This window comes from Gordonia araii NBRC 100433, assembly GCF_000241265.1.
GTDB lineage: Bacteria > Actinomycetota > Actinomycetes > Mycobacteriales > Mycobacteriaceae > Gordonia > Gordonia araii.
Genome location: NZ_BAEE01000064.1, coordinates 21,754 through 48,214, shown reverse-complemented (window position 1 = coordinate 48,214; position 26,461 = coordinate 21,754). Strand labels below are relative to the sequence as shown.

At 69.3% G+C, this 26,461-nt stretch carries 23 protein-coding genes and 1 riboswitch; of the genes, 19 read left to right on the top strand and 4 right to left on the bottom strand.

Annotation, left to right across the window (positions count from 1 at the left end):
* The first annotated feature begins 12 nt into the window (after positions 1 to 12).
* Genes GOARA_RS14325 through ribD form a run of 5 tightly spaced genes read left to right on the top strand, consistent with a single transcriptional unit; the run spans position 13 to position 6,144 of the window.
* Complete coding sequence (locus GOARA_RS14325) at positions 13 to 2,034, top strand: primosomal protein N' (protein ID WP_007323123.1); 2,022 nt, start codon at positions 13 to 15, stop codon at positions 2,032 to 2,034.
* Positions 2,035 to 3,006: a methionyl-tRNA formyltransferase gene (fmt, locus tag GOARA_RS14320; protein WP_007323122.1), complete on the top strand. Its 972-nt coding sequence runs from the start codon at positions 2,035 to 2,037 to the stop codon at positions 3,004 to 3,006. It begins immediately after the preceding gene.
* Positions 3,003 to 4,409: an RsmB/NOP family class I SAM-dependent RNA methyltransferase gene (locus tag GOARA_RS14315; protein ID WP_007323121.1), complete on the top strand. Its 1,407-nt coding sequence runs from the start codon at positions 3,003 to 3,005 to the stop codon at positions 4,407 to 4,409. The genes fmt and GOARA_RS14315 overlap by 4 nt, the downstream gene beginning before the upstream one ends.
* Positions 4,410 to 4,419: 10 nt before the next feature.
* Positions 4,420 to 5,112 carry a ribulose-phosphate 3-epimerase gene (gene rpe / locus GOARA_RS14310; RefSeq protein ID WP_007323120.1) on the top strand — a complete coding sequence of 231 codons (693 nt, stop codon included), beginning with the start codon at positions 4,420 to 4,422 and terminating at the stop codon, positions 5,110 to 5,112.
* Between the two features lie 9 nt (positions 5,113 to 5,121).
* Complete coding sequence (ribD, locus tag GOARA_RS14305; RefSeq protein WP_007323119.1) at positions 5,122 to 6,144, top strand: bifunctional diaminohydroxyphosphoribosylaminopyrimidine deaminase/5-amino-6-(5-phosphoribosylamino)uracil reductase RibD; 1,023 nt, start codon at positions 5,122 to 5,124, stop codon at positions 6,142 to 6,144.
* Between the two features lie 23 nt (positions 6,145 to 6,167).
* Here ribD and GOARA_RS14300 read toward each other — a convergent pair whose 3' ends face one another.
* Positions 6,168 to 6,398, bottom strand: coding sequence for a LapA family protein (locus tag GOARA_RS14300; RefSeq protein ID WP_050947297.1), 231 nt, complete (start codon positions 6,396 to 6,398; stop codon positions 6,168 to 6,170).
* Positions 6,399 to 6,515: 117 nt separating this feature from the next.
* Positions 6,516 to 6,673, top strand: a riboswitch (FMN riboswitch).
* A gap of 93 nt (positions 6,674 to 6,766) precedes the next feature.
* Between GOARA_RS14300 and GOARA_RS14295 the strand changes: the two genes are divergently transcribed.
* The 14 genes from GOARA_RS14295 (at position 6,767) to GOARA_RS14230 (ending at position 21,966) form a co-directional block, all read left to right on the top strand.
* Positions 6,767 to 7,366, top strand: a complete 600-nt coding sequence (locus GOARA_RS14295; protein WP_007323117.1) for a riboflavin synthase — start codon at positions 6,767 to 6,769, stop codon at positions 7,364 to 7,366.
* Complete coding sequence (locus GOARA_RS14290; RefSeq protein WP_007323116.1) at positions 7,359 to 8,687, top strand: bifunctional 3,4-dihydroxy-2-butanone-4-phosphate synthase/GTP cyclohydrolase II; 1,329 nt, start codon at positions 7,359 to 7,361, stop codon at positions 8,685 to 8,687. The genes GOARA_RS14295 and GOARA_RS14290 overlap by 8 nt, the downstream gene beginning before the upstream one ends.
* Positions 8,684 to 9,154: a 6,7-dimethyl-8-ribityllumazine synthase gene (gene ribH / locus GOARA_RS14285; RefSeq protein ID WP_007323115.1), complete on the top strand. Its 471-nt coding sequence runs from the start codon at positions 8,684 to 8,686 to the stop codon at positions 9,152 to 9,154. Before GOARA_RS14290 ends, ribH begins: the two co-directional genes overlap by 4 nt.
* Positions 9,151 to 9,657, top strand: coding sequence for a PH domain-containing protein (locus GOARA_RS14280; RefSeq protein ID WP_007323114.1), 507 nt, complete (start codon positions 9,151 to 9,153; stop codon positions 9,655 to 9,657). Before ribH ends, GOARA_RS14280 begins: the two co-directional genes overlap by 4 nt.
* Before the next feature lie 63 nt (positions 9,658 to 9,720).
* Entirely contained in the window at positions 9,721 to 11,676 is a 1,956-nt protein-coding gene (gene uvrC / locus GOARA_RS14275; RefSeq protein ID WP_040523434.1) for an excinuclease ABC subunit UvrC, read from the top strand.
* Positions 11,669 to 12,553 carry an RNase adapter RapZ gene (gene rapZ, locus GOARA_RS14270; RefSeq protein ID WP_007323112.1) on the top strand — a complete coding sequence of 295 codons (885 nt, stop codon included), beginning with the start codon at positions 11,669 to 11,671 and terminating at the stop codon, positions 12,551 to 12,553. Before uvrC ends, rapZ begins: the two co-directional genes overlap by 8 nt.
* Complete coding sequence (locus tag GOARA_RS14265; protein ID WP_007323111.1) at positions 12,550 to 13,590, top strand: gluconeogenesis factor YvcK family protein; 1,041 nt, start codon at positions 12,550 to 12,552, stop codon at positions 13,588 to 13,590. Before rapZ ends, GOARA_RS14265 begins: the two co-directional genes overlap by 4 nt.
* A gap of 44 nt (positions 13,591 to 13,634) precedes the next feature.
* A complete protein-coding gene (whiA, locus tag GOARA_RS14260; RefSeq protein ID WP_211599508.1) occupies positions 13,635 to 14,612 on the top strand; it encodes a DNA-binding protein WhiA in 978 nt (325 codons plus the stop codon).
* Positions 14,613 to 14,732: 120 nt separating this feature from the next.
* A complete protein-coding gene (gene gap / locus GOARA_RS14255; RefSeq protein WP_007323109.1) occupies positions 14,733 to 15,752 on the top strand; it encodes a type I glyceraldehyde-3-phosphate dehydrogenase in 1,020 nt (339 codons plus the stop codon).
* Positions 15,753 to 15,788: 36 nt separating this feature from the next.
* Entirely contained in the window at positions 15,789 to 17,000 is a 1,212-nt protein-coding gene (locus GOARA_RS14250; RefSeq protein WP_007323108.1) for a phosphoglycerate kinase, read from the top strand.
* 5 nt (positions 17,001 to 17,005) lie between these two features.
* Positions 17,006 to 17,797, top strand: coding sequence for a triose-phosphate isomerase (gene tpiA / locus GOARA_RS14245; protein ID WP_007323107.1), 792 nt, complete (start codon positions 17,006 to 17,008; stop codon positions 17,795 to 17,797).
* Between the two features lie 76 nt (positions 17,798 to 17,873).
* A complete protein-coding gene (secG, locus tag GOARA_RS14240) occupies positions 17,874 to 18,113 on the top strand; it encodes a preprotein translocase subunit SecG (RefSeq protein WP_007323106.1) in 240 nt (79 codons plus the stop codon).
* Between the two features lie 56 nt (positions 18,114 to 18,169).
* The gene (gene ppc, locus GOARA_RS14235; protein WP_007323105.1) at positions 18,170 to 21,046 is read left to right on the top strand and encodes a phosphoenolpyruvate carboxylase; all 2,877 of its coding nucleotides are present in this window, start codon (positions 18,170 to 18,172) and stop codon (positions 21,044 to 21,046) included.
* A gap of 101 nt (positions 21,047 to 21,147) precedes the next feature.
* The gene (locus tag GOARA_RS14230; RefSeq protein WP_007323104.1) at positions 21,148 to 21,966 is read left to right on the top strand and encodes an SDR family oxidoreductase; all 819 of its coding nucleotides are present in this window, start codon (positions 21,148 to 21,150) and stop codon (positions 21,964 to 21,966) included.
* Between the two features lie 206 nt (positions 21,967 to 22,172).
* Here the strand turns inward: GOARA_RS14230 and GOARA_RS14225 are convergent, their stop codons facing one another.
* Genes GOARA_RS14225 through GOARA_RS14215 form a run of 3 tightly spaced genes read right to left on the bottom strand, consistent with a single transcriptional unit; the run spans position 22,173 to position 26,457 of the window.
* The gene (locus GOARA_RS14225; protein WP_007323103.1) at positions 22,173 to 23,486 is read right to left on the bottom strand and encodes a flotillin family protein; all 1,314 of its coding nucleotides are present in this window, start codon (positions 23,484 to 23,486) and stop codon (positions 22,173 to 22,175) included.
* Between the two features lie 32 nt (positions 23,487 to 23,518).
* Positions 23,519 to 24,022 carry a hypothetical protein gene (locus tag GOARA_RS14220; protein WP_245548432.1) on the bottom strand — a complete coding sequence of 168 codons (504 nt, stop codon included), beginning with the start codon at positions 24,020 to 24,022 and terminating at the stop codon, positions 23,519 to 23,521.
* Between the two features lie 56 nt (positions 24,023 to 24,078).
* Positions 24,079 to 26,457 (bottom strand): ATP-binding cassette domain-containing protein, encoded by a 2,379-nt coding sequence (locus tag GOARA_RS14215; RefSeq protein ID WP_007323101.1) that lies wholly within the window; start codon positions 26,455 to 26,457, stop codon positions 24,079 to 24,081.
* Positions 26,458 to 26,461: the final 4 nt, after the last annotated feature.

The window sequence follows — 26,461 nt, the reverse complement described above, 5'->3', positions numbered from 1 at the left end:
GTGAGGCCTCGCGTGGAGTCCGGGTCGCGCACACCCGCACCGAAGCTGCCGGTCGCGCAGGTGCTCCCGATGCTCGGGCTCGCCCACCTGGACCGACCGTTCGACTACCTCGTCGACGCCGAACAGGACGCCGATGCGGTGCCCGGCGCTCGCCTGCGCGTCCGTTTCTCCGGCCGGCTCGTCGATGCCTTCCTGCTGTCGCGCCACGGGACGAGCGAACACGACGGCAAGCTCGGCTGGATCGATCGCGTCGTGTCGCCGGAGCCCGTGCTGGCCCCGGAGGTCGCGACCCTGTGCCGGGCCGTCGCCGACCGCTATGCCGGGACGATGTCGGACGTCGTGCGGCTCGCCGTACCGCCGAGGCACGCGCGGACCGAGAAGGAAGATCCGTCGTCTGCCGACCCCGCGCCCTTTCTCGACCCGTGCCCGGAGCTGCCGGACTGGGCCGACTACCGGGGAGGGCACGCCTTCGCGACCGCGGTCGCCGAGGGCCGGGCTCCGCGCGCCGCATGGCAGGCGGCACCGGGCGAGAACTGGCCCCTGCGCCTGGCCGAGATGATCGGCCACGCCGTGGCGTCCGGTCGGGGGGTGATCGCGGTCGTTCCGGATCAGCGCGACCTGGACCGGCTGGAGCTCGCGTGTGCGCCGTTGGGGGATCGCTGCGTGACGCTCGCGGCCGGGCTCGGCCCGACGGCACGGTACCGGCGCTGGCTCGCGGCGCTGCGCGGTACGGCCCGCGTCGTGCTGGGCACGCGCAGCGCGGTCTTCGCGCCGGTCCACGACCTGGGGCTGGTGATCGTCTGGGACGACGGCGACCCGAGCCTCGACGAGCCCCGCGCCCCGTACCCCCACCCCCGCGAAGTGGCCGTGCTGCGCAGCCACCAGCAGCAGTGCGGCCTGCTCCTCGGTGGCTACGGCAGGACCACCGAGGCACAGGCGCTCGTCGCCGCGGGCTGGGCGCACGGCATCACCGCCGATCGCGCCGCCGTGCGCCGCCGCGGGCCGCGCGTCCAGGGCATCGCCGACGAGAATCGGGCGATCGGCAACGATCCGCTGGTCCGGCTGGCGCGGGTGCCCGAGTTCGCCTTTCGCCTGGCGCGCACCAGCCTCGACGCGGGCCAACCCGTTCTCATCAGCGTCCCGCGTCGCGGGTACCTGCCGTCACTCGCCTGCGCGAAATGCCGCACGCACGCGCGCTGCCGGTCCTGCCACGGGCCGCTCGCCATGGCTGAAGATCGGGTCGTCGCGTGCCGCTGGTGCGGCCGAGTCGACCCGGCGCCCCGATGCGCCGCGTGCGGTTCCACCGAGATCCGCGCCCGGTCGATCGGGGCCGCCCGCACGGCCGAGGAGCTGGGCCGCGCCTTCCGCGGGGTACCGGTGGTGACCAGCGACGGCTCCAGACTCGTCGACTCGGTGTCCGACGAAGCGCGGCTCGTCGTCGCGACACCCGGTGCCGAACCCGTCGTCGCCGCGACGGGGGACGGGGCCGTCAGCGGCTACGGCACGGTGATCGCCGTCGACACCTGGGCGCATCTGGATCGCGAGGACCTGCGTGCGGACGAGGACGCGGCCCGGCACTGGTTCGCCATCGCGGCGCTGGCACGCCCAGCGGCCGACGGTGGGAACGTCGTGTTGCTGGCGGACAACGATCTCCCGCCGGTGCAGGCGCTCGTGCGCTGGGACCCGGTGACCTTCGCCGAAGAACAGTTGTCCCAGCGCGCGGAACTCGGTTTTCCGCCCGCGGTGACGATGGCCTCGGTCGACGGCACCCCGGCGGCTATCAGGCAGTTCCTCGATCTGCTCGAGCTGCCCGAGGACACCGGTGTGCTCGGCCCGGTGCCGCTCCCGCGCGGAGTCCGCGCCCCCGCCGGCGAACTCGGCGCGGGGGAGGAGGTCGAGCGGGTGCTGCTGCGCGTCGATCGGCGGCACGGCCGTGCGTTGGCCGGGGCGTTGGGCCGGGCCCAGGCCCGTCGTGCGGGCGCCCACGACGGCGGGCCGCTCAGGGTTCAAGTCGACCCGCCTACTATTGGCTGAATGCGCGTCATCTTCGCCGGCACACCAGCAGTCGCGGTGCCCTCGCTGAACGCCCTGCACGAATCTTCCGATCACGAGGTCGTCGGTGTCCTGTCCCGCCCGGACGCGGTGTCCGGCCGCGGGCGCAAGGTCGTCCGCAGCGAGGTCGCACGACGCGCGGACGAGCTGGGCATCGAGGTGCTGACACCGGAGCGATTGTCCCGCGACGGCGAAGCCGATCCCACGGTGCTGGCCGCGCTCGAACGCTGGGCGCCCGACTGCGCGGCCGTGGTGGCCTACGGCGCGCTGGTGCCGCCAGCCCTTCTGGACGTGCCGGCACACGGCTGGATCAACCTGCACTTCTCGCTGTTGCCGGCGTGGCGCGGCGCCGCGCCGGTGCAGGCGGCCGTCGCCGCGGGCGACACAACCACCGGCGCCACCACGTTCCGGCTCGAGGCCGGACTCGACACCGGGCCGGTCTACGGCACCCTGACCACCGACATCGAGCCGACCGAGACGAGCGGTGAACTGCTGGACCGCCTCGCCGAGTCCGGGTCCCGCCTACTGGTCGCCACCCTCGACGGCATCGAGGCCGGCGAGCTCTCGCCGGTGCCCCAGCCGGATCACGACGTCTCCTACGCCCCGAAGATCAGCGTCGAGGACGCCCGCATCGTGTGGGGACGACCGGCCCACATCGTCGATCGCCTGATCCGGGCCCACACGCCGGAGCCGGGAGCTTGGGCAGTCATCGACGCGCGCGACGGCGAACTGCGCCTGCGCGTCGGACCGCTGCGCCGCGGCGTGGCCGGTGAACCCGGTGCGCCGGAATCGCTGGCACCGGGGGAGCTGGCCGTCGCGAAGAAGGCCCTCTACGTCGGAACCGCCGACGACGTGGTCGCCCTGACCTGGGTGGTGCCGCCGGGCAAGAAACAGATGCCGGCGGCGGACTGGGCGCGCGGTGCGCGTCTCGCACCCGGGCAGGTGCTCCGATGACCACGGACCGCCGCGGGGGCGGGAAGCTCCGCGACAAGGCGGCCGACGCCGCCAGGGAGGCTGCCCGCGACGTGCTGCGGGCCGTGCGCGAGCGCGACGCGTACGCGAACCTCCTGCTGCCCTCCCTGCTGCGCGAGCGGGGGATCACCGGGCGCGACGCCGCGCTCGCCACCGAATTGGCCTACGGCACCGCCCGCGCGCAAGGCACGCTCGACGCCGTGATCGCCGCGGCCGCCGGCCGCCCGGTTGCCGAGATCGACGGCCGCCTGCTCGACGTGTTGCGGCTGGGCGCCTACCAGCTCCTGCGAACCAGGATCGGCTCCCACGCCGCCGTCTCGACGTCGGTCGACCTGGTCCGCGCCGAGGACGGCCAAGGTCCCGCGGGCTTCGTCAACGCCGTGCTGCGCAAGGTCTCCCAGCGGGACGAGGATCTGTGGGCCGACGAGCTCGCCCCGTCGATCGCCGAGGACCCCGTCGGGCATCTGGCCTTCCGCTACTCGCATCCGCGATGGATCGCCGACGTCTTCACCGAGGCGCTCGGCGGTTCGGTCGGCTCGCTGCAGGCAGCGCTGGCCGCGGATGACGCCCGGCCCGAGGTGCACTTGGTGGCGCGGCCCGGCCAGGTCAGCGCCGCCGAGCTGGCGGCCATGTGCGGCGGTGACGAGGGCAGATGGTCGCCCTACTGCGTCTACCTGCCAGGGGGCGATCCCGGTCAGCTGGACGCCGTGCGCGAAGGCCTCGCCGGTGTCCAGGACGAAGGCAGCCAACTCGTCGCCCTGGCCCTCACCCGTGCCGAGCTCAACGGCCCCGATCGCGGCCGTTGGCTCGACCTGTGTGCCGGACCCGGCGGCAAGGCCGCGCTCATCGGATCACTGGCACAGATCAGCGGTGCCCACCTCGATGCCGTGGAGATCTCCGAGCACCGCGCCGAGCTGATTCGTTCGCTCACCGCGGACCTGCCGGTGACGGTCATCGTCGGCGACGGCCGCGATCCCGGTCTGACGCCGGGCTACGACCGCGTGCTGGTCGACGCCCCGTGCAGCGGTCTCGGTTCGTTGCGCAGGCGGCCCGAGGCCCGGTGGCGGCGCCGGCCGTCCGACGTCGACGAGCTGGTGCCGCTGCAGCGCGCCCTGCTGACCGAAGCGTTGGCGCTGGTCCGGCCGGGCGGAGCCGTCGTCTACTCGACCTGCTCGCCGCATCCTGCGGAGACCGTCGGGGTGGTCGACGCGGTGTGCGCGACGACCGGCGCGACGGTCATCGACGCCCGCGGATTCGTCCAGACCGATGGGATGGCCGTCCCCGACCTCGGACCCGGACCGCACGTGCAGCTGTGGCCTCATCTCCACGGCACGGACGCGATGTACCTCGCGGCACTGCGCCGCCCCGGCGAAGCGCAGACATAGACTGATCGGCATGTGCCAGCGTCCCAGCGTCCCGATGATCGCTCCGTCCATCCTGTCCGCGGACTTCGCCAATCTGGCGGCGGAGGCGGAAGCGGTGACGGGTTCCGACTGGCTGCACGTGGACGTCATGGACGCGCATTTCGTGCCCAATCTGACTCTCGGCCTACCCGTCGTCGAGAGCCTGCTCAACGCGACCGATATCCCGCTCGACTGCCACCTGATGATCGAGGACCCCGGTCGGTGGGCACCGCCCTACGCCGAAGCGGGGGCCTACAACGTCACCTTCCACGCCGAGGCGACCGACGACCCGCTCGCCGTCGCACGCGACATCCGCGCGGCCGGGGGGAAGGCCGGCCTCGCTATCAAGCCGGGCACCGACCTCGAGCCGTATCTGGAGATCCTGCGCGACGTCGACACGTTGCTGGTGATGAGCGTCGAGCCCGGCTTCGGAGGCCAGAGCTTCATCCCCGAGGTGCTGTCCAAGGTGCGCACCGTGCGGGCCCTCGTCGACGCGGGCGACCTGAGCGTCCTGGTGGAGATCGACGGCGGCATCAACGCCGACACCATCGAACAGGCCGCGGAGGCCGGCGTCGACTGTTTCGTCGCCGGCTCGGCCGTCTACAGCGCCGACGACCCCGGGCGGGCCGTCGCGGCGCTCCGCGCGCAGGCGGCCGCCCACTGGCCGACCACCGTCGCCGACTAGGCCGCGCCGATGGCACCGGATCAGCTTCTCGTCGACGCGATGACCCGCGCCATCGCCGAGTCCCGTGCGGCGGCGGGCTCGTCGACCCCGAATCCGCCGGTGGGCGCCGTGATCGTCGGCGAACGCGGAGAGGTCATCGCGTCCGGATACACCCGTCCGGCCGGCGGACCCCACGCCGAAGTCGTCGCGCTGGAGGCGGCGGGGGAGCAGGCCCGCGGGTCGACCGTCGTCGTGACCCTCGAGCCCTGCAACCACCAGGGCCGCACCGGGCCGTGTGCGCAGGCACTCGTCGACGCCGGGGTCGCGCGGGTCGTGTACGCGCTCGGCGATCCGAATCCGCAGGCTTCAGGCGGTGCGCAAACCCTCCGGGACGCCGGTCTGGAGGTCGTGTCGGGCGTCGGCGCCGCCGCGGCCGCCGACGGGCCCCTGCGGGCCTGGCTGCACCGTCAGCGCACCGGGCGCCCGCTCGTGATCGCGAAGGTCGCCGCGACCGTCGACGGCCGTACGGCTGCTCCGGACGGAACCAGCAGGTGGATCACCGGTGAGCAGGCGCGCGCCGACGCCCACGACGTGCGCGCCGGTCTCGACGCCATCGTCGTCGGCACCGGCACGGTACTTGCCGACGACCCCGCGCTCACCGCCCGCGAGCCCGACGGGTCACCGCGCCCGCACCAGCCGACGCGGATCATCATGGGCAACCGCACGATCCCGGAATCCGCGCGGATCCTCGACGACGCGGCTCCGACCGTCGTCGTCGACTCCCACGACCCGGCCGACGTGCTGGCGGCGGTTCCGGACGCGCTGTCGGTCCTCGTCGAAGGCGGGCCCCGGATCATCGGCGCCTTCCTCGCCGCCGGCCTGGTCGACGAGGTGCACGCCTACGTCGCGCCGGTGCTGCTCGGCGCCGGGGCCAACGCCGTCGACGATTCGACCGTCGCCACGCTGGCGCAGGCGCACCGGTTCATGACGGTCGACGTCCGCCGGCTCGGCGACGACGTGCGGATGACGCTGCGCCCGAGCCCCGATGCCTGATCGGGGAGCGACGGGTGATCGAGCTACTTGCGCGCAACGAACAGCCCGACGATCAGGCCCAGTACGGACGCGACCGTGAGGGCGAGCCACAGCGCGATGTCGACCCGGAAGAACAGGAAGTTGACTTCCGCCGGTACCCGGTTGAGCGCGATGAAGGCGATCGCGATGATCGCCACCGCGAGCGGGAACCAGTGCTTCTTGACCAGGTTGAGGACGGAACCGAGGAAGCTCGTGCCTTGCGTGTTGTTCGCCATGACCGAAAGCATGGCACAGCCCTACCGCACGCAGGCGAGGGTCGCGAACTTGCGTTCGGCGTGATCGGAAGCCGGTCGCGGCTGCAGCGGATTTGCCTCGCGTGCTAGCGTTTTCTACAGAGTTCTCGGGGCAGGGTGCAATTCCCTACCGGCGGTGATGATCGAATTTCGATCGAGCCCGCGAGCGCCCGCATAGGCCACGGCTGATTGCGGGGACAGCAGATCCGGTGTGAATCCGGAGCCGACGGTCATAGTCCGGATGTGAGAGAACACCGCGGCGGCGCGTCAGCCGTCCCGCCTCGGCGCCCTCGCGCCCCTCCCCGCAGACTCGCCATGGCAGCGCTGTGGAGCGCAGGAGAGGAGTCGACGTGTTCACCGGAATCGTCGAAGAACGCGGGACCATCACCGCCAAGACGGAGCTGACCGAGGCCGCGCGGCTGACCGTCCGCGGTCCCACCGTCACCAGCGACGCCGCGTTCGGCGATTCCATCGCCGTCAACGGTGTCTGTCTGACCGTCACCGAGCTGACCGCCGACGGCGAGTTCGCGGTCGACGTGATGGCCGAGACCCTGCGGCGCAGCTCGTTGGCCGACCTCGGCGTCGGGGCGTCGGTGAACCTGGAACGGGCCATGCGCGCCGACGGGCGATTCGGCGGGCACATCGTGCAGGGACACGTCGACGGGGTCGGGACGATCGCCGAGATCGCTCCGGCCCAGAACTGGACCGTCATCCGCATCGCGCTGCCCGAGCATCTGGACCGGTACGTCGTCGAGAAGGGCTCGATCACGGTCGACGGCGTTTCCCTGACCGTGTCCGCGGTCGGCGAGGACTGGTTCGAGGTCTCGCTGATCCCGACGACACTGCAGCACACCAACCTAGGCCAGGCGCAGGTCGGCACACCGGTGAATCTGGAAGCCGACGTGATCGCCAAGTACGTCGAGCGGTTGACCGGAGGCAAGAATGACTGAGCAGACCAGCGAACCGATCCGGTTCGATTCCGTCGAACAGGCGATCGCCGACATCAAGGCGGGCAAGGCGGTCGTGGTCGTCGACGACGAGGACCGCGAGAACGAGGGCGACCTGATCTTCGCCGCCGAGATGGCGACGCCGGAACTCGTGGCGTTCATGGTCCGCTACACCTCGGGCTACCTGTGCGTCCCGCTGGCCGGCGACGACTGCGACCGTCTCGGCCTGCCGCCGATGTACACGACCAACCAGGACAAGCACGGCACCGCGTACACGGTCACCGTCGATGCGCGGGAGGGGATCGGCACCGGGATCAGCGCCGCCGACCGTGCCACGACGATGCGGCTGCTGGCGGATCCGACGAGCAAGGCCACCGACTTCACCCGGCCTGGCCATGTCGTCCCGCTGCGGGCCAAGGAGGGCGGTGTACTGCGCCGTCCGGGCCACACCGAGGCCGCCGTCGACCTGGCCACCCTCGCCGGATTGTCGCCGGCGGGCGTGATCTGCGAGATCGTCAGCCAGAAGGACGAGGGCTCGATGGCCCGAGCCGACGAACTGCGCGTCTTCGCCGACGACCACGGCCTCGCGCTGATCTCGATCGCCGACCTCATCGCGTGGCGCAGGCGCAACGAGAAGCACGTCGTCCGCGTCGCCGACGCCCGGATCCCGACCGGTCACGGAACCTTCCGTGCCGTCGGCTACACCTCGGACTTCGACGATGTCGAGCACGTCGCCCTCGTCATGGGCGACGTGGCGGCGAACCACGGTGACGACGTGCTCGTACGGGTGCACTCCGAATGTCTCACCGGAGACGTATTCGGTTCGTTGCGCTGCGACTGCGGGCCGCAGCTGGACGCCGCGCTGCGCATGGTCGCCGACGAGGGCCGCGGAATCGTGCTCTACATGCGCGGCCACGAGGGCCGCGGAATCGGGCTGCTGCACAAACTGCAGGCCTATCAGCTGCAGGACGCCGGCGAGGACACCGTCGACGCCAACTTATCGCTCGGCTTGCCCGCCGATTCGCGCGACTACGGCATCGGCGCCCAGATTCTCGTCGACCTCGGCGTGCGGTCGATGCGACTGTTGACCAACAACCCGGCCAAACGGGTCGGGCTGGACGGATATGGTTTGGCCATCACCGAGCGCGTGCCAATGCCGGTCCGCGCCAACAAGGAGAACCTGCGGTACCTGCGCACCAAGCGCGACCGGATGGGCCACGAGCTGGAAGGCCTCGACGAATACGACCTCGAGCTTCCGGACGGACTGCCCGGTCGCTCGGCGGGGACGGCCGCCGGGGCGGCCGAAGGAGGAGACGGAGCATGAGCGGTGCCGGCGAACCGACACTGGATCTGGAACGCGCCGACGAGGTGCGGCTGGCGATCGTCGCGGCACAGTGGCACGAGACCATCTGCACCGCGCTGCTCAACGGCGCGACGGGTGCCGCGACCGCCGCCGGGGTCGCGGACCTGACCATCATCCGTGTGGCCGGCGCGATCGAGTTGCCCGTGGTCGTGCAGGCGCTCGCCCGCACCCACGACGCCGTCGTCGCGCTCGGCGTCGTCATCCGGGGCGAGACGCCGCATTTCGACTACGTCTGCGACGCCGTGACCGCCGGATTGACGCGCGTCTCCCTCGATGAGTCCACCCCGGTGGGCAACGGCGTCCTGACGGTGGACACCGAGGCGCAGGCCCTGGCCCGCGCCGGTCTGCCCGAATCGAAGGAGGACAAGGGCGCCCAGGCCGTCAACGCCGCGCTCGTCTCCGCGCTCATCCTGCGGTCGCTGGCATGAGTGCCGACGCGGACTGGGATTTCGTTTACCGGCCGCGCCGGCTGGTGATCTGGAGCTGCGTGGCCGCGGCCGTGGTGCTCGTGATCCACGCGACTTTCGCCTATCTCCTCCCCAAATCGCATCTCGACCTGTTCGGGCGCACGTTCACGTTCGGCGACAACGGCGTGAAGAACCTCGGGGCGTCCGACCAATGGGCGATCATGCTGATCGGCGTGGTCGTGGCCGGCGCGATCCTCCTGTTGACCCGGCCGCGGCTGCGGGTGGGGCGTCACGGCGTCGGCGTGCGAAACCTGGTGGGGGAGCGCCAATACCGTTGGGACGAGTTCACCGGCGTCGTGTACCCCGACCGCGGATCCTCCGCGTGGCTGGAACTGCCGATGGACGAGCACATTCCCGTCCTCGCCATCCGGATCGGCGACGGCGAGGCCGCCGTCGAGGCGATGGAGCGCGTCCGCGAACTCCAGCGCCGGTACACCGAGAGCTCCGCCGAACACGGATCGTGACCGGTCACCCGCGCGGATCGAGGCGGGCAAACACTGTCGGCACCGGCGACTAACCTGGGACCCGTGCCCGATCCCTCGACCTACCGACCCGCGCCAGGGTCGATCCCCACCCAGCCAGGGGTGTACAAGTTCCGGGATCCCCACGGCCGGGTCATCTACGTCGGCAAGGCCAAGAGCCTGCGCTCCCGCCTGACCTCGTACTTCGCCGACGTCGCGTCGTTGCACCCGCGCACCCACCAGATGGTCACGACCGCCGCTTCGGTCGAGTGGACCGTGGTGACCACGGAGGTCGAAGCGCTCCAGCTCGAATACAACTGGATCAAAGAGTTCGATCCGCGGTTCAACGTCCGCTACCGCGACGACAAGTCGTATCCGATGCTGGCAGTCACCCTCAACGAGGAGTACCCGCGTCTGTTCGTCTACCGCGGTCCCCGACGCAAAGGTGTGCGCTACTTCGGGCCCTACTCCCACGCGTGGGCCATCCGGGAAACCCTCGACCTGCTGACCCGGGTGTTCCCGGCCCGGACCTGCTCGGCCGGAGTCTTCAAGCGGCACAATCAGATCGGGCGGCCCTGCCTGCTCGGTTACATCGACAAATGCTCGGCGCCCTGCATCGGGCGGGTCACGGCCGACGAGCACCGGGAGATCGTCGACGACTTCTGCGATTTCCTGTCCGGGCGCACCGACAAGATGATCGCCGACGTCGAGCGGCAGATGCGCAAGGCCTCCGACGACCTGGACTTCGAACGCGCCGCCCGGCTGCGCGACGACGCCACCGCACTGCGTCGGGCGATGGAGAAGCAGACGGTCGTTCTCGGCGACGGGACCGACGCCGACGTCGTGGCGATGGTCGGCGATGAACTGGAGACGTCGGTGCAGGTCTTCCAGGTCCGGGACGGGCGGGTGCGCGGTCAGCGGGGATGGGTCGTCGAACGGCCCGACGACGACACCCTCGGCAGCCAGGTCGAGCAGTTCCTCACCCAGTTCTACGGTGCGCAGGCCGACCAGGACGCGACCGTCGCCATGTCGGCCAGCCGCGAGCTGGGCGAGTCGGTTCCCCGGGAAGTCCTCGTTCCCGAACTGCCCGAGGACGCGGACGAATTGGCCGAGTGGCTCACCGGGCTCCGCGGTTCGCGGGTCCGGCTGCGCGTCCCGCAGCGCGGCGACAAGCGCGACCTGTTGGAGACGGTCGAGCGCAATGCCAGCGAGGCGCTGGCCCTGCACAAGCTGCGCCGGGCCGGCGATCTCACCTCTCGTTCTGCGGCACTCACCGAGATCCAGGAGTATCTGGGGATGGACTCGGCACCGCTGCGGATCGAATGCGTCGACATTTCGCACGTCCAGGGCACCGACGTGGTCGCCTCGCTCGTCGTCTTCGAAGACGGGCTGCCGCGCAAATCCGACTACCGCCACTACTCGATCAAAGAGGCGGCGGGCGACGGTCGCTCCGACGACGTCGCCTCGATCGCCGAGATCACCAGGCGCCGCTTCCTGCGCCATCGATCCGAAGCGGATGCTCCCGTCTCGGCCGTTGATCCGGAAACCGGCAAACCTCGCCGCTTCGCCTATCCGCCAAACCTTTTCGTCGTCGACGGCGGTGCGCCGCAGACGCACGCCGCCGCGGCGGTCCTCGACGAACTCGGGATCACCGACGTCACCGTCGTCGGCCTGGCCAAGCGGATGGAGGAGATCTGGGCGCCCGGCGACGACGAACCGATCATCATGCCGCGCACCAGCGAGGGGCTGTTCATGCTGCAACGCGTGCGCGACGAGGCGCACCGGTTCGCCATCACCTTCCACCGGAGCAAGCGGAGCAAGCGGATGACCACCTCGGCCCTGGATGCCGTCCCGGGCCTAGGGCCGACGCGCCGGACGGCCCTGGTCACCGCCTTCGGTTCGGTGGCGAATCTCCGGGCCGCCAGCGTCGACGAGATCGCCGCGGTTCCTGGAATCGGCCCAACAACGGCAAAGACGGTCCACGAGGCGCTAGCAGTGGGTAGACAGGAGAACGATGACTGAGATCACGGTTGTCTTCATCGCCGGCATGTCCGGTGCGGGTCGCTCCGCCGCGGCCGACGTCTTCGAGGACGACGGCTGGTACGTCGCCGACAACGTCCCGGTCACGCTGATCGGCAAGCTCGTCGAACTCGCGCGAACGGGTGGCGACCAGACGTCGCGCCTGGCGATGGTCGTGCGCGGCACCGACGAACACTTCAGCGCCGAATTGGCCGCGCTACGGGCCGATTTGGAGGCAGCGGGCACCTCGGTGTGGCAGGTCTTCCTCGATGCCAGCGACGAGGTCTTGGTCCGCCGGTTCGAGCAGGTCCGCCGCCGGCATCCGCTGCAGACCGACGACACCCTCGTCGAGGCGATCGGCCGGGAACGCGACTATCTCGCCGGCGTCAAGGAACAGTCGGATCTGGTCGTCGACACATCGTCGCTCTCGGTGGCGCGGCTGCGCGAGGTCCTCGCCAACGCCTCGGAGGACACCGCCAGCAACACCGGGCTGTCGGTGTCGATCCAGTCCTTCGGGTTCAAGTACGGGCTGCCGATCGACTCCGACCTGGTGACCGACGTGCGCTTCTTGCCGAACCCATTCTGGATCCCGGAACTGCGCGAACACAATGGCACCGACGCGCCCGTGCGCGACTACGTCCTCGGTCAAGAGGGCGCCGACGAGTTCGCCCGCCTCTACGCCGACATCATCCGGCTGGTGGCCGACGGCTATCTGCGCGAGGGCAAGCGCTACATGAGCGTCGGCATCGGCTGCACCGGCGGCAAGCACCGCAGCGTCGCGATGGCCGAAGAACTCGCCCGCCGCCTGACCGAGGGCCAGCGCGCCGACGGGACGAAGTTCGACGTGCGGGTGATGCACCGCGATCTGGGGCGCGAATGACCGCCGAGCCGGATACCCCTCGCGTCGTCGCCCTCGGCGGCGGGCACGGGCTGTACGCGACGCTCACCGCGATGCGCTACCTCAGTCCGGATATCACCGCGATCGTCACCGTCGCCGATGACGGTGGGTCGTCGGGCCGGCTGCGCAGCGAACTCGACCTGATTCCTCCCGGCGACCTCCGCATGGCGCTGGCGGCGCTCCTCGTCGCACCGGCCGCGCTCGACGACGCGGCCGCCGACGGGCGCAGCGTCGAGGACGCCCAGCTGTGGGGCCGGTTGCTCCAGCACCGATTCGGCGGCCACGGCGCACTGGCCGGGCACCCGATCGGGAATCTGCTGCTGATCGGTCTAACCGAACTGCTCGGCGACGCCGTGGAGGCACTGGACCGCCTTCGCGAACTGTTCGAAGTCACGGGCAGGGTGTTGCCGATGTCGACGGCGCCGCTCACGATCGAGGCCGACGTCACCGGGCTCGAGGCCGATCCGAGACTGAGTCGCTGCATTCAAGGGCAAGTGGCGGTCGCCACAACTCCGGGCAAGGTGCGCCGCGTGCGTCTGCTTCCGGAATCGCCGCCCGCCAGCGCCGATGCGGTCAACGCGATCAAGCAGGCGGATCTGGTCGTACTCGGACCGGGGTCGTGGTTCTCCAGCGTGATCCCGCACGTCCTGGTGCCGGATCAGCTCGACGCGCTCATTTCGACATCTGCACGTAAGATGCTGATAGTCAATCTCGCGCCGGAGCCGGGGGAGACGCCCGGCTTCTCGGTCGAGCGCCACCTCCACGTCCTGCACGCACATGCGGACAGGCTCCGGATCGACGATGTGATCGTCGACGAGAGTTCTGTCCCGGCCGGCCGGGAACGTGAGCATCTCGCGCGTGCGGCCGCGCTGTTCGGCGCTCAGCTACACGTCGGGGATCTCGCGTTGCCCGGGCAACACGTCCACGATCCGTCGCGGGTCGCCGAGGCGGTGGCCGGGCTGGTTCAAACGAACCCACCACCGTCGGGGAAGCGCTCGCCCCGCCGGGAATTGGCATAGAGAGCGGGAGACGACACGTGAGTGGAGGATCGACAGCGGTGGCCATGACAGCGGCGGTCAAGGACGAACTCAGTCGTCTGACGGTGACACAACAGAGCTGTCGCCGCGCTGAAGTCGCGGCGTTGCTGCGCTTCGCCGGCGGGCTGCACATCGTCGGCGGGCGCGTCGTCGTCGAAGCAGAGGTCGACACCGGCAACGTCGCGCGGCGTCTGCGGCGCGAGATCCACGACTTGTACGGATATCCGTCCGATGTTCACGTGCTGCGCAGCGGAGGCATCCGCAAGAGCGCGCGCTACATCGTCCGCGTCGTCAAGGACGGCGAGGCGCTCGCCAGGCAGACCGGGCTGCTCGACCAGCGGGGCCGACCGGTGCGCGGCCTGCCCGCGATGGTGGTCGGCGGCAGCATCGCCGATGCCGAAGCGGCCTGGCGCGGAGCGTTTCTGGCGCACGGCTCACTGACCGAACCGGGTCGGTCGTCGGCACTGGAAGTCAGCTGTCCGGGCCCGGAGGCCGCCCTCGCGCTGGTCGGCGCCGCGCGGCGCTTGGGGGTCTCGGCGAAAGCCCGCGAGGTTCGCGGCGCCGATCGCGTCGCGATCCGCGACGGCGAGGCCATCGGCGCGCTGCTCACCCGGATGGGCGCCCAGGACACGCGGCTGGACTGGGAGGAGCGGCGGATGCGCCGCGAGGTCCGGGCCACGGCCAATCGGCTGGCCAACTTCGACGACGCCAATCTGCGGCGGTCCGCCCGGGCCGCGGTCGCGGCGGCTGCTCGGGTCGAGCGGGCGCTGGAGATTCTCGGCGACGAGGTGCCCGATCATTTGATCGCGGCCGGCCAGCTGCGCGTGACCCACCGCCAGGCCTCCCTGGAGGAGCTGGGCAAGCTCGCCGACCCGCCGATGACCAAGGACGCGGTGGCGGGCCGAATCCGGCGGCTGCTGTCCATGGCGGACAAGAAGGCGCGCACCGACGGCATCCCCGACACCGAGTCCGTCGTCACTTCCGAACTGCTCGACGAGGCGTGAGACCCGGACAGTGCCCGGCCGGGGCGCACCGACTACGCTAAGGCGCATACCAACAGCAGGATCCGCCCCAACCCCCGGCGCGAGGAATCGACACGCGCCGACCCACGAAGGAGAAAGCACGTGACTGTTCGCGTAGGCGTCAACGGATTCGGCCGGATCGGCCGTAACTTCTTCCGCGCCGTCGAGGCGCAGAAGGCGCTGGGCACCACCGACATCGAGATCGTCGCGGTCAACGACCTGACCGACAACGCCACGCTGGCCCACCTGCTGAAGTTCGACTCGATCCTGGGCCGTCTGCCCGAGGATGTCCGCCTGGAGGGCGAGGACACCATCGTCGTCGGCGACAAGAAGATCAAGGCCCTCGAGGTCAAGGAAGGCCCGGCGGCGCTTCCGTGGGGCGACCTGGGCGTGGACGTCGTCGTCGAGTCGACCGGCATTTTCACCGCCCGCGACAAGGCCCAGGGCCACCTCGATGCCGGCGCCAAGAAGGTCATCATCTCCGCACCGGCCTCCGACGAGGACATCACCATCGTGCTGGGCGTCAACGACGACCAGTACGACGGCAGCCAGAACATCATCTCGAACGCTTCGTGCACCACGAACTGCCTCGGCCCGCTGGCCAAGGTCCTCAACGACGAGTTCGGCATCGTCAAGGGCCTCATGACCACCGTGCACGCCTACACGCAGGACCAGAACCTGCAGGACGGCCCGCACAAGGATCTGCGTCGCGCCCGCGCCGCCGCGATCAACGTCGTGCCGACCTCGACCGGCGCGGCCAAGGCGATCGGCCTGGTCCTGCCGGAGCTGAAGGGCAAGCTCGACGGCTACGCGTTGCGCGTGCCGATCCCGACCGGTTCGGTCACCGACCTGACCGCGCAGCTCGCCAAGACGGCGTCCGTGGAAGACATCAACGCCGCGATGAAGGCGGCTGCCGAGGGCAAGCTCAAGGGCATCCTGAAGTACTACGACGCGCCCATCGTCTCGAGCGACATCGTCACCGACCCGCACAGCTCGCTGTTCGACGCCGGTCTGACCAAGGTCATCGACGACCAGGCCAAGGTCGTCTCGTGGTACGACAACGAGTGGGGCTACTCGAACCGCCTGGTCGACCTGATCGGCCTCGTCGGCAAGTCGCTGTAACCCGCCCGTCGATCCAGTTCGTCAAGGAGTCCTCGCATGGCAGTGCCCTCCCTCGCCGACCTGTTGGAGACCGGGGTCGCCGGCCGCATCGTCCTGGTGCGCTCGGATCTGAACGTCCCGCTCGACGACGGCGCCATCACCGATCCGGGCCGGATCGTGGCGTCGGCGCCGACGATCCGCAAGCTCGCCGAGGCCGGTGCCGGCGTCATCGTCACCGCCCACCTGGGGCGGCCCAAGGGGGAGCCGGATCCGAAGCTGTCGTTGGCGCCGGTCGCCGAGCGGCTCGGCGAGGAGCTGGGCCGCAACGTCCAGCTTGCCGCCGACGTCGTCGGGACCGATGCGCTGGCGCGCGCCGAAGGGCTCACCGACGGCGACGTGCTGCTGCTGGAGAACGTGCGGTTCGACCCGCGCGAGACCAGCAAGGATGACGCCGAGCGGGAGGCGCTGGCCGAAGCGCTGGCCGAATTGACCGGTCCCGACGGCGCCTTCGTCTCCGACGGCTTCGGCGTCGTCCACCGCAAGCAGGCCTCGGTCTACGACGTCGCCAAACTGCTGCCGCACTATGCAGGCGACCTGGTGACCGCCGAGGTCGACGTGCTGTCACGGCTCACCGAGGACCCGGCGCGCCCCTACGCGGTCGTGCTCGGCGGCTCGAAGGTCTCCGACAAGCTCGGCGTCATCGAAGCGCTCGCCCCGAAGGTCGACACGCTGGTCATCGGCGGCGGCATGGCGTTCACCTTCTTGGCCGCACAGGGACTCGGCGTGGGCACCTCGCTGCTGCAGGAGGACCAGATCGACGTCTGCAAGGATCTGCTCGATCGATTCGCCGACGTGATCCGCCTGCCGGTCGACGTCGTGGTCGCCGACAAGTTCGCCGCCGACGCGGAGGCGAAGACGGTGCCGGCCGACGAGATCCCGGACGGCTGGATGGGCCTCGACATCGGGCCGGAGTCGGTCAAGCGGTTCGCCGCCGTGCTGTCGGCGGCGAAGACCGTGTTCTGGAACGGCCCGTCGGGTGTGTTCGAGTTCGACAAGTTCGCCGCGGGCACCAAGGGCGTCGCGGAAGCCATCGCCGCGACGACCGCGGACGGCGCCTTCACGGTGGTCGGCGGTGGCGACTCGGCGGCCGCGGTGCGTGCGCTCGGGATCCCGGACGGCGACTTCTCGCACATCTCGACCGGCGGTGGAGCATCGTTGGAGTACCTCGAGGGCAAACAACTGCCCGGGCTCACCGTTTTGGAGGCGTGAGGATCGTGTCGACCACCCGCAAGCCGCTCATCGCCGGCAACTGGAAGATGAACATGACGCACCTGGAGGCGATCGCCCTGGTGCAGAACATCGACTTCCGGCTGCCGAACAAGTACTACGACAAGGTCGACGTGACGGTCATCCCGCCGTTCACCGACATCCGCAGCGTCCAGACCATCGTCGACGGGGACAAGCTGCTGCTCACCTACGGCGCGCAGGACCTCTCCGAGCACGACTCGGGTGCCTACACCGGCGAGATCAGCGGCGCTTTCCTCGCCAAGCTCGGGTGCACGTTCGTCGTCGTCGGCCATTCCGAGCGCCGGACCTATCACAACGAGACCGACGAGGTCGTGCTCGCCAAGACGAAGGCCGCGCTGCGGCACGAGCTGACCCCGATCGTCTGCATCGGCGAAGGCCTCGACGTGCGTGAAGCCGGCGAGCACCTGTCCTTCAACACCGAACAGCTCAAAGGTTCGCTGGCCGGATTGTCGGCCGGCGAGATCGCCAAGACGGTCATCGCCTACGAGCCCGTGTGGGCGATTGGAACCGGTCGGGTGGCCAGCGCCGACGACGCGCAGGAAGTGTGTGCCGCGGTGCGCGCCACAATCGCCGAGCTCGCCGACGATTCGGTCGCGGAGAAGATCCGGGTGCTCTACGGCGGCTCGGTGAACGCGAAGAACATCGGCGACCTCATCGCCCAGGCCGACGTCGACGGCGCACTCGTGGGGGGCGCCTCCCTCAAAGCCGAGGAGTTCGCGACACTCTCCGCGATCGCCGCCGGCGGGCCGCTGCCGTAGCCGGCGATCGTCGTCGCGTACACTTTTCGGTGGCCCTGCGGCCCCGGAACCGATTTAGAGCAAGGACCTGACCACCGTGAAACTCGCACTCCAGATCGCAATCGTCGTCACCAGCTTGTTGTTGGTGGTGCTGGTGCTGCTGCATCGGGGTAAGGGTGGCGGCCTGTCGTCGCTGTTCGGCGGCGGTGTGCAGTCGAGCCTGTCCGGGTCGAGCGTCGTCGAGCGCAACCTCGACTATCTGACCATCATCGTCGGATTCCTGTGGGTCGTGCTGATCATCGGCATGGAGCTCTACATCAAGCTCGTCGCGGAGTAACCGGCGCAACACCGCTACCGGTAGCCGGGTCACCGGCCTTCGGCAATACTCGACGCATGGGTGATCCTGCGTCCGGTCCAGCTGTTCCCGTCCACTCCGCGCAATGGCGCCCGAGCGGCACCATCGTCAGCCATCTCGAGGTCGACAAGACCGACAGGGCTCTCACCGAACCGCTGCGCGAGGACATCCGGCTCTTGGGCGGGATGCTCGGCGACATCATCCGCGAGCACTCGGGCACCTCGACGTTCAACCTGGTCGAGGGCTCCCGGCAAGCGGCCTTCGACATCCGTGAGAACGAGATCGATCGCGACGATCTGGTGGAACGATTCGTGCCGGAGCCGGCGACCGAACTGCTGCCCGTCGCCCGCGCCTTTTCACTGTTCGCACTCCTGGCCAACCTCGCCGAAGACCTGCATCGGGAACGGCGGCGCGCGATTCACCTCCGCGCCGGCGATACCCCGCAGAACAGCAGTCTGGCGGCCACCTACGCCAAACTCGGCGCCGCCGGTCTCAGCGACGAGCAGGTGGGTGAGAAGCTCGCCGACGCCACCGTGGTGCCGGTCATCACCGCCCACCCGACGGAGACCAGGCGGCGGACGATCTTCGAGGCGCAGAATCGCATCACCGAGCTGATGCGCCTGCGCCGCCGCACCGAACTCACCCCGGCCGAGGAGGCGGCCTCACTCGAGGGCATCCGACGCCAGATCCTCACGATGTGGCAGACCGCGCTGATCCGGCTGGAGCGGCTCACCATCGTCGACGAGATCGCTGCGGGGCTGCGGTACTACGACGCCACCTTCTTCGAGGTGGTGCCCCGCATCAACACCGAGACCCGCGCGGCACTGTGCTCGGCCTATCCCGCCGCGGGTCTGGAGCGCGCCCCGATGGTCCGGATGGGATCGTGGATCGGCGGCGACCGCGACGGCAATCCGTTCGTCACCGGCGAGGTGGTGGGCATCGCGACGTCGTCGGCTGCCCGCTTGGCCTTCGCCCATCACCTCGAACAGCTCGAGATCCTCGCTCGGGAGTTGAGCATGTCGGCCCGGTTGGTCACCGTTCCCGATGCGTTGTCGGCGCTCGCTTCCGCGCAGCCGGGCGAGGCGGCGTCACCCGACGAGCCGTTCCGCGGCGCGCTGCAGACTATCCGCGCACGATTGTCCGCCACCGCGCTGTCCCGGTTGGGTTCGTCGGCGTCGGCCCTTTCGCACCTGGTGGGCGTCGATTCCAGTGGCCGCGCCGCGGCCGCGCCGTATGCCGACAAGGACGAGCTGCGCGCCGACCTCGACGTGCTCGACGAGGCGTTGCGCGAGAACGCCGACCAGACGATCGCCGACGACCGGCTGCTCCGCGTCCGCGAGAGTGCGCTGACGTTCGGGTTCAACCTGTCCGGCCTGGACATGCGCCAGAACTCCGAGGTGCACGAGACGGTGGTGGCCGAACTGCTGGCGTGGGCCGGCGTCCACGACGACTACCTCTCGCTTTCCGAACCCGAGCGCGTCGATCTGCTGGTTGCCGAATTGCAGTCGCGACGCCCGCTGACCGGTGCCGATGCGGCGCTGAGCGATTTGGCGGTGAAGGAACTCGCCATCGTGCACGCGGCCGCCAAAGCCGTCGCGACCTTCGGACCCGAGGCCGTACCGAACTACGTGATCAGCATGTGCACGTCGGTCAGCGACATGCTCGAGGCGATGATCCTCCTGAAAGAGGCCGGACTGTACGACGCCGGCGCGGCAGGGGAGGGCGCCCGCAGCCGGCTGCGGGTGGTGCCGTTGTTCGAGACGATCGAGGACCTGCAGCAGGGCGCCCGGACGATTCTCGACGCGCTCGACGTCCCGCTCTACCGGCAGGTGGTGCAGGCGCAGCAGAACACCCAGGAGGTCATGCTCGGCTACTCCGACTCCAACAAGGACGGGGGATACCTCGCGGCGAACTGGGCGCTGTATCGGGCCGAACTCGACCTGGTGGACGCGGCGAAGCGCGCGGGCATTCGTCTGCGCCTGTTTCACGGTCGTGGAGGGACGGTCGGTCGCGGCGGCGGGCCGAGCTACGAGGCGATCCTGGCGCAGCCGCCGGGCGCGGTGCAGGGTTCGCTCCGCATCACCGAGCAAGGGGAGATCATCGCGGCCAAGTACGCCGAACCGGTGTCGGCGCACCGGAACCTGGAAACCATTCTGGCCGCGACCATCGAGTCGTCGCTGCTCGACGTCGAGGGGCTGGGCGACGAATCGGAGCGCGCCTACGCGATCCTCGACGATCTCGCCGCCCGTGGCCGCCGGGCCTATAGCGAACTCGTGCACGAGACCGACGGCTTCGTCGAATACTTCACCACGTCGACTCCGCTGTCGGAGATCGGTGAGCTCAACATCGGCAGCCGGCCGGCGTCGCGGAAGCAGACGCAGCAGATCTCCGACCTGCGTGCGATTCCGTGGGTGTTGTCGTGGAGCCAATCACGCGTGATGTTGCCGGGCTGGTACGGGACGGGTTCGGCATTCGCCGAATGGATCGGCGACGACGACGGGTCTGCCGAGCGTCTCGCGACACTGCGGGACTACAACGACCGGTGGCCGTTCTTCGCCAGCGTCATGTCGAACATGGCCCAGGTGCTCGCGAAGTCGGATATGGGTGTGGCACATCGGTATTCGCAACTCGTGCCCGACGAACAACTGCGCGAGCGCGTATTCGGCAAGATAGTCGCGGAGCACGAACTCACGATCGCGATGCACGCCGCCATCACCGGCAACGACGACCTGCTCGCCGACAACCCGGCGCTCAAACGGTCGGTGTACAACCGCTATCCGTACCTCGAGCCGCTGAATCTGCTGCAGGTCGAGCTCCTGCGCCGGTACCGCGCGGGGGACGACAGCCGTGAAGTGAGGCGGGGCATCCTGATCACGATGAACGGGCTCGCGACCGCACTGCGCAACAGCGGGTAGACACGGTCGCCTCTCAGCTCGGTGGCATGCGCCTCGGGTGAGCCGGCGCCGGCGTGGCTAAGCTCGCTTCTAACACATCGGGGCGAGTCGAGGAGTATGTAGTGGCAGCGAACAAGGACAAGCGGACCGCGTTGGTGACCGGGGCATCGTCGGGCATCGGGCTCGAGGTCGCGCGGCAGCTGGCCGATCGTGGATACCGGGTCATCGGGACGAGTCGAAACCCTGACGCGCTTCCCGACGACAAGCGGATCCCCGGTGTCGAGTACGTCGCGCTCGACCTGTCCGACCGGCAGTCGATCGGATCGTGCGCGAAGGCCGTCGGCGACGTCGACATCGTCGTGCACAACGCGGGGGAGAGCCAGTCCGGGCCGGTCGAGGAGCTCCCCGACGACGCGGTGGATCGGCTGTTCCAGACCAACGTCTTCGGTGCGGTGCAGCTGACGCAGCCGTTGCTGCCGCACATGCGGGAGCAGGGATACGGCCGGGTGATCACCGTCGGGTCGATGCTCGCCAGCTTCCCGCTGGCCCATCGCGGGTCCTACTGTGCGGCCAAGGCGGCCCTCAAGGGCTTCGCCATGTCGGCCCGGCAGGAGTTGTCGCCGTTCGGGGTGTGGGTGAGCCACGTCGAGCCCGGCTCGATCGCGACCGGTATCGGCGAGCGGCGCACCCACTACATCGCCGAGGACTCGGTGTACCGCGACGACTACGACACGATGATCGCCCACCTCGACGCGAACGAGCAGGCGGGCATCGCACCGGCGAAGGTGGCCACGACGATCGTCAAGGCCATCGAGGCCGACAAGCCGCGCGAGTTCTACGCCGTCGGTTCCAACGCGCCGCTGGTCTTCACGCTCAGGCGGCTCGTCCCGCGCAGTGTCGTCACCACGATGGTCGCCCGCCGCCACGGTCTCAAGCGCTAGCGCCGACTGGGCACCTCACCTGCGCCGAGTGGGCACCCCACCTGCGCCGAGTGGGCAGTCGACCTACGCCGAGTGGGCACCCCACCTGCGCCGAGTGGGCAGTCGCCGAGCGCACGGACCCCCACTTCGGCCCGTATTGGTGCCCAGTCGACGAGGTTGAGGTGCCCAGTCGACGGGGTTGAGGTGCCCACTCGGCGAGAGCGCGTCTACTCGTTCGCGTCGCCGGTCGGGGCGGCCGATTGGCCGTTACCGCCGGATCCTACGACCTTGCCGCCGGCAGATCCGACGACCTTGTCGCCGAGGTCGTTGAGCAGCCCCGCGATGTCGAGGCCCGTGGTCCCGCGGATGACCTCTAGCCCTCCGGCAAGACCCGAGCCGGCGCCGCGGGTCAGCGGATCGACGGAGTCGCCGACGAGCGTGATGTTGGCGTCGCCGAGCGGCTCGGCCGCCGCACGCACGATGTCGGGCAGCTTGGACAGCACGAGTTCCAGCTGACCGACCTGATCGAGCTTGCCCAGCGCCTCGGCGCGCATCTCCAGCGCCTGCGCCTCGGCCTCACCGGTGATCCGGATACCCGCCGCACGAGCCTCCGCCTCCGCGGTGATCTCGGCCTTCTTCGCTTCCGCCCGCTGCTGGGCCGCGTACAGCTCGGCCTCGGCCGGGCGACGAACCTCGGCGTCGAGTTCGGTATCGCGCAGACGCGCCTGCTGCTCGGCGACCTCATTGTCCTTCTCGACCTGGACGCGGCGGCGCTCCGCCTCGACGAGGGGGCGCACGGCGTCAGCCTCGGCTGACGCCCGGTCGGTGGCCTGACGAGCCGCTTCGCGCTCGATATCGAGTTCGCGCTGTTGCTCGATGACCGCCTGCTCGTTCGCGATCCGGCTCTCCTCGGCCACGCGGTGCGCGACCGCCCGCGACTGGGCCGCGATCGCCGCCTGATCCGACCGCTCCTTGGCCGCCAGGTCGCTGAAGTACTGGCCGTCGGAGTCTTGCACGTCGTTGATCGAGAAGCTGTCGAGCACAAGACCCTGGTTGGAGAGGATCTCCTTGATCGACTGGGCGACCTGGTCGACGAGCTGCTGACGGTCGACGAGGATGCTCTTGGCGGTCATGGTGCCGACGATGGACCGCAGCTCACCGGAGAGCTGTTCGGTGACGAGGATCTTCACGCGATCGAGGTCGTCGCCGAAACGCGGACCCGCCTTGAGGATGTCCTCCGGGGTGTCGCCGACCTTCACGACGGCCACGCCGCGGACCTTGAGCTCGATGCCGTCGTTGGCCGGCGTCGAGGTGTCCAGGTCGGCCTTGACCGACGACAGCTGCACGCGGCTGGAGCGCTGCACGACGGGCAGCACGAAAGTGCCGGTTCCCCGGTACACCTTGCCCTGATGGCCCTTGCCCGTGCCGGTGACGATGAACGCCTCTTCGGCACCGGGAACCCGGTAGCGGGAGAGGAGCAGCAGGATGAACAGGATGACGAGTACCGCGGCGGCCCCGATGACGGGGATCAGCGTCGACATGTGGGTGGTCCTTTCTGAGGAAACCGGTCTGGTTAGGAAAGCTGGTCGTAGGGCAACTGCTGCACGTGGTAGACGTTGCGGTCTTCGAGCTTGGAGGTGATGCGGACGAAGTCGCCCAGTACGTAGTCCTCGTCAGCGGTGATCGAGATCTGCCGCGCCCCGGTTTCGGTTTGCACCTCGCCGGTGCCGAGGTGCGTGGGGCCGACCGGTTCGACGACGCGCACCCGCGCACCGACCAGGTCGATGCTGGGCAGTTCGGCACCCGACTTCAGCAGGTAGGCGAGTAGCACCCCGGCGACGCCGGCGAGCACGAGTCCCGTCAACGCCCCGGCACCGAGTGCGGGGGCGGCCGACGTATCGCGGAACGTCATCAAGCCGCCCGAGATCAACCCGAAGCCGGTGACGAACGGTGTGAGAAGCGACAGCAGCCCGACGCCCGAGTCACCGACATCGAAATCGAAGTCGACGGCCGCGTCGATATCGAGCCCGACGAGCGAGAGGATGGTCAGGACGAGTCCGATAAGTCCGATTGTCAACAGGACAATGCCCAGCACGCGCCACCTCCCCGGTCCGTTTTGTGCGTACTTCCAACCTATCCGACGTAGGCGGCCAGGTGTCGGGCGGTCAACGTACTGTTCGCGTCGACCATCGCCTGCGGAGTGCCCTCGAAGATGATCGAGCCGCCGTCGTGTCCCGCGCCCGGCCCGAGATCGATGATCCAGTCCGCGTGCGCCATGACCGCCTGGTGGTGCTCGATAACGATGACTGACTTGCCCGCGTCGACGAGACGATCGAGGAGCCGAAGCAGATTCTCGACGTCGGCGAGGTGCAGGCCGGTCGTCGGTTCGTCGAGGATGTAGACGTTGGCTTTTTCGCCCATCTGCGTCGCTAGCTTGAGGCGCTGGCGTTCACCGCCGGACAATGTCGTCAGCGGCTGACCGATGCGCAGGTATCCGAGCCCGACATCGGCGAGCCGAACCAGGATCCGGTGTGCGGCCGGGGTCTTCGCGTCCTCGCTTCCCTCGACCTCGCCACCGAAGAATGACGACGCCTGTGCCACCGACATCGCCAGCACTTCGCTGATGTCGCGGCCGCCGAGTTTGTATTCGAGGACCTCGGGGCGGAATCGGCGTCCTTCGCATTCTTCGCAGCGCGTGACGACGCCGGCCATCGTGGCCAGATCGGTGTAGATCACGCCGTTGCCCTTGCAGGTCGGGCAGGCGCCCTCCGAGTTCGCGCTGAACAACGCCGGTTTCACGCCGTTGGCCTTGGCGAACGCCTTGCGGATCGGTTCGAGAAGACCGGTGTAGGTCGCCGGGTTGCTGCGCCGGGACCCTCGGATCGCCGACTGGTCAATGGTGACGACCTCGTCGCGAGTGGCCACCGATCCGTGGATCAGCGAACTCTTGCCCGACCCGGCTACCCCGGTCACCACGACGAGAACGCCGAGCGGGATATCGACGTCGACGTCGCGCAGATTGTTCGTCGACGCACCGCGAACCTCCAAGGCGCCGTTGGACTCTCGCAGCGTTGTCTTCAGCGACGCGCGGTCGCCGAGGTGGCGCCCGGTGAGCGTGTCGCTGTCGCGCAACCCCTCGACCGTCCCTTCGAAGCAGATCGTGCCGCCATCGGTACCGGCTCCGGGACCGAGGTCGACCACATGGTCGGCGATGAGGATCGTCTCCGGCTTGTGCTCGACGACGAGCACCGTGTTGCCCTTGTCGCGCAGTCGAAGCAGCAGGTTGTTCATGCGGGCGATGTCGTGGGGGTGCAGCCCGACGGTCGGCTCGTCGAACACATAGGTGATGTCGGTCAGCGACGAGCCGAGGTGCCGGATCATCTTGGTGCGCTGCGCCTCACCGCCGGACAGCGTGCCGGTCGGCCGTTCGAGGGTCAGATAGCCGAGGCCGATCTCGACGAAGGATTCCAGCGTGTGGACCAGATTGGCGAGCAGCGGGGCGACCGTCGGCTCGTCGAGTGCCGCGACCCATTCCGCGAGGTCGCTGATCTGCATGCGGCACGCGTCGGCGATGCTGACGTCGCCGATCTTGGCATTGCGGGCGTGCTCGGCCAGCCGCGTACCGTCGCACTCCGGGCAGGTCATGCCCGTGACGGCACGCTCGATGAAGGCGCGGATGTGCGGTTGCACCGAGTCGATGTCCTTGGACAGCATGGACTTCTGGATACGGGGGATGATGCCCTCGTAGGTGATGTTGATGCCGTCAACCTTGATCTTCGTCGCCTCTTTGTAGAGCAGGGCGTCGAGTTCTTTCGCGGTGAACTCCTTGATCGGCTTGTCCGGGTCGAAGAAGCCGGAGCCCCCGTACACACGGCCGTACCAGCCGTCTGGAGTGATACCGGGAACTTTGATGGACCCCTCGCTGAACGACTTGTCCTCGTCGTAGATCTCGGTGAGGTCGACGTCGGACACGACCCCCATCCCTTCGCATCGGGGGCACATGCCACCGAGGCTCTCGAAGGTGGCCTTCTTGGCCTGCTTGTCGCCGACCTTGATGGCACCGCTGCCGCTGACCGTCGGAACGTTGAACGAGAATGCCGTCGACGGCCCGACGTACGGGTCGCTGCAGCGGCTGAACAGGATGCGCAGCATCGCGTTGGCGTCGGTGATCGTGCCGACCGTCGAGCGGGGGTTGCCGCCGATGCGTTCCTGGTCGACGATGATCGCCGTCGTCAGGCCGTCGAGAACGTCGACGTCCGGCCGGCTGAGGGAGGGCATGAATCCCTGGACGAAGGCGCTGTACGTCTCGTTGACGAGCCGTTGCGATTCCGCCGCAATGGTTCCGAAGACGAGCGAACTCTTGCCGGAACCCGACACGCCGGTGAAGACCGTCAGCCGGCGTTTGGGCAACTCGACGCTGACGTCGCGCAGGTTGTTCGCGCGGGCGCCGACGACGCGGATCAGGTCGTGGGAATCGGCCGGATGGAGTTCGGGGGAGCTGGTGGCTGACATATTC

Coding starts and splice junctions, on each gene's coding strand:
- rapZ (WP_007323112.1), top strand. CDS start 11,669: ATGACTGAGATCACGGTTGTCTTCATCGCCGGCATGTCCGGTGCGGGT.
- ribD (WP_007323119.1), top strand. CDS start 5,122: ATGGCACCGGATCAGCTTCTCGTCGACGCGATGACCCGCGCCATCGCC.
- GOARA_RS14265 (WP_007323111.1), top strand. CDS start 12,550: ATGACCGCCGAGCCGGATACCCCTCGCGTCGTCGCCCTCGGCGGCGGG.
- GOARA_RS14315 (WP_007323121.1), top strand. CDS start 3,003: ATGACCACGGACCGCCGCGGGGGCGGGAAGCTCCGCGACAAGGCGGCC.
- ribH (WP_007323115.1), top strand. CDS start 8,684: ATGAGCGGTGCCGGCGAACCGACACTGGATCTGGAACGCGCCGACGAG.
- GOARA_RS14215 (WP_007323101.1), bottom strand. CDS start 26,457: ATGTCAGCCACCAGCTCCCCCGAACTCCATCCGGCCGATTCCCACGAC.
- fmt (WP_007323122.1), top strand. CDS start 2,035: ATGCGCGTCATCTTCGCCGGCACACCAGCAGTCGCGGTGCCCTCGCTG.
- GOARA_RS14225 (WP_007323103.1), bottom strand. CDS start 23,486: ATGTCGACGCTGATCCCCGTCATCGGGGCCGCCGCGGTACTCGTCATC.
- GOARA_RS14280 (WP_007323114.1), top strand. CDS start 9,151: ATGAGTGCCGACGCGGACTGGGATTTCGTTTACCGGCCGCGCCGGCTG.
- GOARA_RS14290 (WP_007323116.1), top strand. CDS start 7,359: ATGACTGAGCAGACCAGCGAACCGATCCGGTTCGATTCCGTCGAACAG.
- GOARA_RS14300 (WP_050947297.1), bottom strand. CDS start 6,398: ATGGCGAACAACACGCAAGGCACGAGCTTCCTCGGTTCCGTCCTCAAC.
- rpe (WP_007323120.1), top strand. CDS start 4,420: ATGTGCCAGCGTCCCAGCGTCCCGATGATCGCTCCGTCCATCCTGTCC.
- ppc (WP_007323105.1), top strand. CDS start 18,170: ATGGGTGATCCTGCGTCCGGTCCAGCTGTTCCCGTCCACTCCGCGCAA.
- whiA (WP_211599508.1), top strand. CDS start 13,635: ATGACAGCGGCGGTCAAGGACGAACTCAGTCGTCTGACGGTGACACAA.
- GOARA_RS14250 (WP_007323108.1), top strand. CDS start 15,789: ATGGCAGTGCCCTCCCTCGCCGACCTGTTGGAGACCGGGGTCGCCGGC.